Origin of the sequence: Cellvibrio polysaccharolyticus (assembly GCF_015182315.1) — a bacterium.
GTDB classification, from domain to species: domain Bacteria; phylum Pseudomonadota; class Gammaproteobacteria; order Pseudomonadales; family Cellvibrionaceae; genus Cellvibrio; species Cellvibrio polysaccharolyticus.
On record NZ_PRDL01000001.1, the window covers coordinates 3730940 to 3740000 of the forward strand.

Annotated in this window: 2 protein-coding genes, 2 tRNA genes and 2 rRNA genes; all 6 read right to left on the reverse strand. The window is 49.6% G+C overall.

Annotated features, from left to right (window positions below; translation table 11 throughout):
- Positions 1 to 85: 85 nt before the first annotated feature.
- Positions 86 to 3448 carry a DUF7133 domain-containing protein gene (locus C4F51_RS15750; RefSeq protein ID WP_193911414.1) on the reverse strand — a complete coding sequence of 1121 codons (3363 nt, stop codon included), beginning with the start codon at positions 3446 to 3448 and terminating at the stop codon, positions 86 to 88.
- Positions 3449 to 3579: 131 nt separating this feature from the next.
- A complete protein-coding gene (locus C4F51_RS15755; protein ID WP_193911416.1) occupies positions 3580 to 4368 on the reverse strand; it encodes a 3-keto-disaccharide hydrolase in 789 nt (262 codons plus the stop codon).
- A 918-nt stretch (positions 4369 to 5286) separates the two neighbouring features.
- A 5S ribosomal RNA gene (gene rrf, locus C4F51_RS15760) occupies positions 5287 to 5402 on the reverse strand.
- 208 nt (positions 5403 to 5610) lie between these two features.
- Positions 5611 to 8499: ribosomal RNA gene (locus C4F51_RS15765) — 23S ribosomal RNA — on the reverse strand.
- A gap of 253 nt (positions 8500 to 8752) precedes the next feature.
- Positions 8753 to 8828 (reverse strand) — tRNA-Ala (locus C4F51_RS15770).
- A gap of 109 nt (positions 8829 to 8937) precedes the next feature.
- Positions 8938 to 9014, reverse strand: a tRNA-Ile gene (locus C4F51_RS15775).
- Positions 9015 to 9061: the final 47 nt, after the last annotated feature.

Consider the following 9061-nt stretch of genomic DNA (forward strand, 5'->3'; position numbering starts at 1 on the left):
TACCACGGCAGTTACCGCAATAACGTGCATAAAAAAACCCCGCACTTCTCACGAAGGCGGGGCTTTGCCAAACACCACAATTACATTATTTTTGCGGAAACTTGTAGAGCGTGTAAAACGCGCCAGGCTCACGGTCACCCGGTTTTACAAGACTACCGGTCAGTTGGATGTGATAGACACGGGCTGTTTGCTGCGGATGCACTTTCGTTTGCTCAAGGCTATCCAGCGAAATCCGAATCACTTTCCGGCTACTATCAAGACTTACCGCTTTTACACCGTCTTTTCGCTCATCCATGGTCGGCGAACCGTAATCCGGCGCATCGCGGTATACCCATGAGCCGATCTGCAGAGCGTCCTTCAAAGCAGCCTCGGTAACCCCGGCATCCAGAGCCTGGGTGAGCGTTACCTCGAAGCCATCCGGTTTTGCTGCCACATGATGTATTGCCTGGGTGACGGTTTTTCTGTCCCACCAGATACGCTGCAAGCTGGCCACATGGCCACCACGCGCCTGCCAGCCGCGACCGGTTTGCCCGACCAGCAAACTACCGTCCGGCAGGAACACCGGACGCATTACACCGGACTCAAGACCATCAATAAAGGGCATCACGGCACCCTGTCGGGTTCCATCAACCGTTTCTGTGGTCACGCGCAACAGGTTCGACTGGGTTTGATCGCCGATAAATATCTGATCATTGAAAGCGCTGAACTTGCCCTTGGTGGTATCCCACACCGGGTGCCCGGGAGAGTTGGCAACCTGATTATGCGGGAACAGCACCAGCGCATGCTCACGTTTATCCTGCACATTTTCCCAGGCAATTTCCGGTGAATCGGGTGTCATGCCTGGCAAGTCAACCAGCCCGGACGGATGCCCGTAAAACTTGTCTTTTTCCAGCACAAACAGCTTGGAGGTAGAAACAAATTCACCCTGGTTATCGGCATACCAGATAGTGCCATCCGGCGCCGTTGAGATACCGGCCGGACTACGCAAACCATTAGCCCAGAGTGAAGATTTTCCTTCCGGCGTGACTCTGATGGCCCAACCGGCAAGTCCACCTTCCGAGCCCATGTATTTACCATCAGCTTTGTACACAGCTACATTAGTGTGCGACAGGTTCAGGGTTACATAGTAAGCGCCATCGCCGCCTTTGGCCGGACCGTGCATATAAGCGTGGTAATTGCTGTGGTAACTGTGCGAGTCGAATAAGGTTTCAAACTTGTCTGCCAGTCCGTCGCCATTGGTATCACTGACACGGGTCAGCTCGGCTTTCTGGCCAATAACGACCTTGAGACCTTTCTTATCTTCAATGACCACACCCAGACTGTCAAAGACACCTTCAGCAAACAAATGCCATTCGCCTTTGACGATGCGCCAGATCCCCGCAGTGCGGGTAGAGACGACGATAGTACCGTCCGGAGCCACGGCAATGCCCAGCGCTTCAAATAATTGCGAGCGACCAAAATTATCTTTCGGCGGCAAATAACTTTCTACCTGGTAGCCTGCCGGCATATTGGCTTTTGCATCAACCACACTCAGCTTTTGGCGAAGATGATTGAAACCGGATTTTTCCGGTTGCCAGACATGGCTTGCCACTTGCAATTTTCCACTCAGTTGCGCATCAACTTTACCCGCGGGCAATGTCCACACCAGATCCTTCACTTCACCTTTTGATACCGAAGCATCCGCCAACAAGCGACTGTTGAGAGAAAACTGCTGGGCTGTTTTCAATTGGCCTTTCACACGCACAACCAACTCACCATCCGCATTTAACTGATGGGAGATAGCGATAGTGTTTTCCCCGATACGGTAGTTAAAAACCGGGGCATCGGTTTTTTGTTTGGTGTTGACTTCATAGCCTTTAAAAGCAGCATCAACGGCTTTAACCAGATCCAGATGATCTTCTTTGTTATAAAGTGATTTTTCGATCGTTGCTGTATCGCCGAATACAGATTCCTTGAAAGAAAAATCGATTAACTTACCGTCTTTGTTCAGTGGTGCTAGCAGATAGCCTTCTTTGCCAAGATCAATTACCTGACTATCAAAGCCCGTTTTCAAACCCTTTCCACCGCGGTTGGTCCATTCACCGGATACATCCAGAAAACCACCCTGCCAGATTTTCGCAACAGCCAACAGACGCGGATCAAAGCTGTAATGAATACCACCGGGTTGACCGACGTGAATCGAACGGCCGGAAAGCCCTTCGATGGGGCCACGCTGAATACGGACGCGATCACCCACCAGAAATTGCAAACCGTCTTCCATCGGGTCATATTGCTCCGGACCATCAGCGGTTACCAGTTTCACCACCGGCCCCTGATTGGAACGGGTATTTAATGTCGCGATATAGGCACCGAGCGCTTCGATTTGCTTGTCAGCAATAATTTCAGCGCTGTAAGGCGGCATTACCGGCAGATAAGCTTCGCCCTCACCTTCACCCTGCTCACGAACAGCAAGCTGCGCACCCGGGTTACGAATACTCGCATGCAGGTATGAACGGTCTGCTTTTACTGTAAAACGACCGCCGGAACTGCCATCAACGACCTCTCTGTCACGCGGCGTTGCAGTCATCAAGCCAAACAGGTTGGGGCCGGTTTTAAAGGAAGTATCGTTCTGGCCAACAGCGTGACACTCACCACAGCCAAAGGCGGTGAAGTATTCTTTTCCTTCCGCTACAAAGTCTGTCAACTCCGCGAGATTGGTTGCCTTTCCTTGTTCGGCAGGTACTTCCACTGCAGCGAAATCTGCATGGCGCATATCAATATCGGAAAGCACCAGTGAGCCTTCCTGGAGAATAAAACGCAACGGCCCGAAGGGTTCTTCCCAATTGTATTTGGCACCGTAAGAGAAGCTGGTGAGAAAGGTATTTGAGTGAATAACCACATCATCGATTTTAGCCTCAAGGATCATGGCATTATCGGTTTTGTTGTTCGCCTCATCGTAACGGGGCGCACGAAATTTCAACTCCAGGCTATGCAATTTCCCTGGAGTTAATTCCACTTTTTTGGCGGCGTCGATACCGGTCAGTTTTAATAAGTCAGAAACACCTTCATTTTTATTCAGCAAGGCACCCGGCTGCAAAGCAGCAGAAGATTGCACTTTGGACCCGGTAGAAAGCGATAACGCATAGCGGGATTGAATATATACCCAGGCCAAGGTATTTTCAGTCACCATAAAATTTACTTTTAGCCAGGCGTCACCAAACCCGGAGCGGCTGAGCAACTCGAAGGGTTCGGAACCTGACATCTGGCTGAGCACGACTGGCGCATCTCCCGCATTGACGGAGAAAGAGTTACCATCCTTTGCCAGGGTTACACCATCAACAACTTTCCAATCCTTGTTTTCGACAAAATCAGCTAAAGGCCCCTTGGGTTCCGGGTAGTAGGCATTGGCCATCAATGCACACGCGAACATGGCGGATGACAAAAGCCATTTTAAAATTATATTTTTCATAACTTACTCTTTATCTGCTCACGCAACATAAATGAACAGATTTCTGTATTTTTAAAGAGGCCAAAACAAAACAAGCAAGAAGTCATACTCCCTGCCTGATTTGTAATGCCACCATGAGGTTGTTGGATAACTTACAACTTTCTGACCCAAATATTTCTGAAGCTGACCAGATCGCCATGATCCTGCAGTCGCAAAGGCGCGCAATCATGCGCTTTGTAAGGGTGCTTGCCAATCCACTCGGTAGGACCTTCGATCTCGGTATGGTTCTGCACCAGAACACCGTTATGCAAAACAGTTACATACGCGGGACTTACCAGCTTTTCACTGTTATCAAATACCGGAGCCTTATAGATGATGTCGTAGGTTTGCCACTCTCCCGGAGCACGGGTGGCATTAACCAAAGGAATCACCTGCTTATAAACAGAAGTAGCCTGACCATTGGGGTAAGTCGGATTTTCATAAGAGTCGAGAACCTGTATTTCATAACGCTCTTGCAGAAACACACCGCTGTTGCCTAACCCCTGTCCTTCTTTACCAGCGATCTTGGCCGGTGAACGCCATTCAAGATGTAATTGAATATCACAGAAAGATTCTTTGGTTCTGATATCGCCAGTTTTAGGAACAACGGTAACAGCGCCATTCTCAACTTTCCAACCAGCGGCCTTACCCTCGAGGTTGCTCCAGGCATTCAGGTTCTTACCATCAAATAATACGACGGCATCCGATGGCGGCTGATTTGGCTGAGCAGAAACAACAGGCGGTACCGGTTCCCACACTTCAGTCTCCTGAGCCTGCTCCCACGGTTCCTTCTCTTTTTTTGCTTCGGCAAGCACCAAGGCGGACGACAGCAAAAAAGTAAAGCCACCAGCCAATGCAACAGGTAATGACAATTTACGATAAAGACTTGATTTAAATAGCATGTAATACCCCGGTTATTGTTTTATTAAATAGCAAATAGTCATATTTGATAGAAGCTAATAAGGGTAGAGAAAAAGACCCCATATATCTTCTCAAGATTTGTAAAGAAGGATAATGCAACAGACCTGCTATCAAGCAAAAATTTGCCTACTTTTAATAACACGTCAAATCGTATTTTATATTGGGCAAGGAGAGATAAAAAATTCTGCAATTTTTCTATTAATAATAAATAAACAGGCTTTTGTTTTTACAGCGGTAGCTTTTAGAAGCTCTTGATCAAGAGCCCACTGATAATTCATCTTATTAAATTATAATACCCTACTCCGGTCATTATCAAACTACCGAATCGGTAAAGGTACAGAGATAAACTTTATATGTCAGGCCGTGCGGGGCAGATTACAAAACAACAGGGATTTAAAACAGGAACCAGACAGCTCGCTGTACAGGTCACACCTTCGTAACGGTAAAAACACAGGCGGTAGGGAAGTCTACGGATGGGAGATATTCAGGAAGAGAAGAATGAAACGCAATGAGAAAAAATCAACCGCCTGCTGGATAGTGACTCCCCCTGCTCAGACAGAGAAGTTCTGTTTGAAGTGATAAGGGCGTTGATTAAAGCGATTCAGGACAGGTCAATAAACAGCTTGCCGAGAGCCGATCGTGCCGAGTAACGGTTATTGATGCAGGTAAACAGTGCTCCACATCGGGAGATAGCAGTGCAGGAGAAGCCGGAGTAATTATGCAGGAATCGCGGGCATCCGGATGCCAGTTTTAGGCCGGCTACACCTTCAGCGCAGGTCGACTCGGCTTGTCAGCTTTTAACAGGGAACAACCGAAAGGGGCTGACGTTTGGAGTTACAACAAAAAATCGGAGTATAAAAAAACCCCGTGCACGGAGTACACGGGGTTTAGTATTAGGCGCTTGACGATGACCTACTCTCACATGGGGAAACCCCACACTACCATCGGCGCTAAGTCGTTTCACTTCTGAGTTCGGAATGGGATCAGGTGGTTCCAACTCGCTATGATCGTCAAGCAATTCGGTTGAGTTCGAAGGTCTTACCGCCGTTTCCGGAGGGCCTTGATGGACTCGAATAAGGTGATGGAAAGTAAAGTATACAGCATTCGCCGATCGATTAACGAGGGTGCGAATGTTCTTTCTGTCGGTTAATTGCTGCTATGGCCATGTGTTTCCACAAAGTCCGTCGTTCTGTGTTGTAACGTGAATCAGTCGATTCTGTTATATGGTCAAGCCGCACGAGCAATTAGTACTGGTTAGCTCAACGCCTCACAGCGCTTCCACACCCAGCCTATCAACGTCGTAGTCTTCAACGGCTCTTCAGGGGGCTCAAGGCCCCGGGGAGATCTTATCTTGAAGGAGGCTTCCCGCTTAGATGCTTTCAGCGGTTATCCCGTCCGCACATAGCTACCGGGCAATGCCATTGGCATGACAACCCGAACACCAGAGGTGCGTTCATTCCGGTCCTCTCGTACTAGGAACAACTCTTCTCAAATCTCCAACGCCCACGGCAGATAGGGACCGAACTGTCTCACGACGTTCTAAACCCAGCTCGCGTACCACTTTAAATGGCGAACAGCCATACCCTTGGGACCGGCTTCAGCCCCAGGATGTGATGAGCCGACATCGAGGTGCCAAACACCGCCGTCGATGTGAACTCTTGGGCGGTATCAGCCTGTTATCCCCGGAGTACCTTTTATCCGTTGAGCGATGGCCCTTCCATACAGAACCACCGGATCACTAAGACCTACTTTCGTACCTGCTCGACATGTCTGTCTCGCAGTCAAGCGTGCTTTTGCCTTTACACTAACCTCATGATTTCCGACCATGATTAGCACACCTTCGTGCTCCTCCGTTACTCTTTGGGAGGAGACCGCCCCAGTCAAACTGCCCACCATACACTGTCCGTAGCCCGGATTACGGGCCGACGTTAGAACCTCAAACATACCAGGGTGGTATTTCAAGGACGGCTCCATTAAGACTGGCGTCTTAACTTCAAAGCCTCCCACCTATCCTACACAGACAGGTTCAAAGTTCAGTGCAAAGCTACAGTAAAGGTTCACGGGGTCTTTCCGTCTAGCCGCGGGTACACGGCATCTTAACCGCGATTTCAATTTCACTGAGTCTCGGGTGGAGACAGCGCCCCCATCATTACGCCATTCGTGCAGGTCGGAACTTACCCGACAAGGAATTTCGCTACCTTAGGACCGTTATAGTTACGGCCGCCGTTTACCGGGGCTTCGATCAAGAGCTTCGCTTGCGCTAACCCCATCAATTAACCTTCCGGCACCGGGCAGGCGTCACACCCTATACGTCCACTTACGTGTTTGCAGAGTGCTGTGTTTTTAATAAACAGTTGCAGGGGCCTGGTATCTTCGACCGGCCTCAGCTCAGGGAGCAAGTCCCATCACCAAAACCGGTGCACCTTCTCCCGAAGTTACGGTGCCATTTTGCCTAGTTCCTTCACCCGAGTTCTCTCAAGCGCCTTGGTATTCTCTACCTGACCACCTGTGTCGGTTTGGAGTACGGTCTCTTTTTACCTGAAGCTTAGAGGCTTTTCTTGGAAGCATGGCATCAATCACTTCATGTTCCGAGGAACACTCGTCATCAGTTCTCGGCCTTGATATCCCGGATTTGCCTGAGATATCAGCCTACCACCTTAAACACGGACAACCAACGCCGTGCTGATCTAGCCTTCTCCGTCCCCCCATCGCAGTAAAAAGCGGTACAGGAATATTAACCTGTTTTCCATCGACTACGCCTTTCGGCCTCGCCTTAGGGGCCGACTAACCCTGTCCCGATTAACGTTGGACAGGAACCCTTGGTCTTCCGGCGGGGGAGTTTTTCACTCCCCTTATCGTTACTTATGTCAGCATTCGCACTTCTGATACCTCCAGCAAGCTTCTCAACTCACCTTCAACGGCTTACAGAACGCTCCCCTACCATGCGTGCAAGCACGCATCCGCAGCTTCGGTTGCCAGTTTTAGCCCCGTTACATCTTCCGCGCAGGCCGACTCGACTAGTGAGCTATTACGCTTTCTTTAAAGGGTGGCTGCTTCTAAGCCAACCTCCTAGCTGTCTAAGCCTTCCCACATCGTTTCCCACTTAACTGGCATTTGGGACCTTAGCTGGCGGTCTGGGTTGTTTCCCTCTTCACGACGGACGTTAGCACCCGCCGTGTGTCTGCCATGATTGCACTCCGCGGTATTCGTAGTTTGCATGGGGTTGGTAAGTCGGGATGACCCCCTAGCCCAAACAGTGCTCTACCCCCGCGGGTGAGACATGACGCACTACCTAAATAGTTTTCGGGGAGAACCAGCTATCTCCCGGCTTGATTAGCCTTTCACTCCGATCCACAGGTCATCCCCGTCTTTTTCAACAGACGTGGGTTCGGTCCTCCAGTAAGTGTTACCTCACCTTCAACCTGCCCATGGATAGATCGCCGGGTTTCGGGTCTATTGCCAGCGACTGAACGCCCTATTAAGACTCGCTTTCGCTACGGCTCCCCTATTCGGTTAACCTTGCCACTGACAATAAGTCGCTGACCCATTATACAAAAGGTACGCAGTCACAGAACAAGTCTGCTCCTACTGCTTGTACGCACACGGTTTCAGGATCTATTTCACTCCCCTCACAGGGGTTCTTTTCGCCTTTCCCTCACGGTACTGGTTCACTATCGGTCAGTTGGGAGTATTTAGCCTTGGAGGATGGTCCCCCCATATTCAGACAGGATAACACGTGTCCCGTCCTACTCGTTTTCATGATTAAGGCCTTTTCGTGTACGGGGCTATCACCCTGTATCGCCGCACTTTCCAGAGCGTTCCACTAAAACCAAAACCACTTAAGGGCTGGTCCCCTTTCGCTCGCCGCTACTGAGGGAATCTCGGTTGATTTCTTTTCCTCCGGGTACTTAGATGTTTCAGTTCCCCGGGTTCGCTTCCTGTACCTATGTATTCAGTACAGGATACTCAGGTTACCCTGAGTGGGTTTCCCCATTCGGACATGTCAGGATCAAAGCATGTTTGCCGGCTCCCCTGACCTTTTCGCAGGCTCCTACGTCCTTCATCGCCTCCAACTGCCTAGGCATCCACCGTGTGCGCTTAGTCGCTTGACCATATAACACAAGCGACTGATTAACAATTACAACTTTGATGTGCTCACGATAATAAGCACATCACATAAGTATTGATCGCCGGACTTTGTGTAGAGAAACACAATCGCCCATATCAGCAATTATTAACTTTACTTTCCATCTTGTTAAAGAACGTCTGGTGTAAAAACCAGTCAGTTGTTTTCTTTGTTCATCAAGCAATTTGCTTCGCTGAACCAGACAACAAGTGACTGACTTCTTCGTATTAACAGTGAAGTGGTGGAGCTAAGCGGGATCGAACCGCTGACCTCCTGCGTGCAAGGCAGGCGCTCTCCCAGCTGAGCTATAGCCCCTTAATATTCAACCAAAGGGTTAGGGTTTTTCATTTGTCTCATTCGAGGTGATACGAGGCGAAGCATGTAGATACATGATGGCGTACTATCAACGATGAGTGAGGCAAATTGGTAGGCCTGGGCAGACTTGAACTGCCGACCTCACCCTTATCAGGGGTGCGCTCTAACCAGCTGAGCTACAGGCCTGTAATCGTCAAGCTTCAGGTTAAGCATCAAGGTTGCTTGAGCTCCAC